Below are 669 nucleotides of genomic sequence, written 5' to 3'. Positions count from 1 at the left end.
GAAATGGGTGCCACGCTGCAAAAATCAGCGTTTTCGCCCAATATTCGTGACCGCCTGGACTATTCTTGCGCTATTTTTGATGCCAATGGTGAATTGTGCGCGCAAGCGGCGCATATTCCGGTGCATCTGGGCAGTATGGCATTTGCAATGAAAGATGTGGTGTCAGTGATTAACTGGTCTGCTGGTGACATGGTAGTGCTCAATGATCCCTACAGGGGAGGGACGCATCTGCCCGATGTAACGCTTATCGCTCCATTATTTATAGATGGAATGTTGACTGGATTTATCGCTAACCGTGCGCATCATGCAGACATTGGCTCCGAAACACCGGGATCTATGCCGTTATCCTCTGATTTGTCTGAAGAAGGGTTGATTATTGAGCCCACACTTTTAGTTAAAAATGACCAGCTTGATGAGTTGTATTTCGCCAGTTTGATGAAAAATATGCGAAATAAGCAGGAATCATCGGGTGATTTCATCGCGCAAATCGCAGCCAACCGCCGTGGATTAAGACGGCTGACAGCCTTGATTGAAAAAATGGGTTTTGAAGATTACCTGAGCAGCCTTGAGTTATTAAATAGTTATGCCGCAACATTAGCTAAAAAAAGTCTTGCTGATATTAAAGATGGCGAGTACTCATTCAAAGACATGCTGGATGATGATGGTCAG

1 protein-coding gene is annotated in these 669 nt (G+C 45.0%); it reads left to right on the top strand.

Annotation, left to right across the window (positions count from 1 at the left end):
- On the top strand, positions 1 to 669 hold a 669-nt coding region (locus GY683_RS02230), incomplete at both ends, for a hydantoinase B/oxoprolinase family protein (RefSeq protein WP_297287201.1).

The organism is Moraxella sp. (assembly GCF_024227015.1).
In the GTDB taxonomy this organism is placed as follows: Bacteria; Pseudomonadota; Gammaproteobacteria; order Pseudomonadales; family Moraxellaceae; genus Moraxella.
The sequence above is the reverse complement of the archived record's forward strand: the minus strand, read 5'-3'. Positions and strand labels throughout refer to the sequence as shown.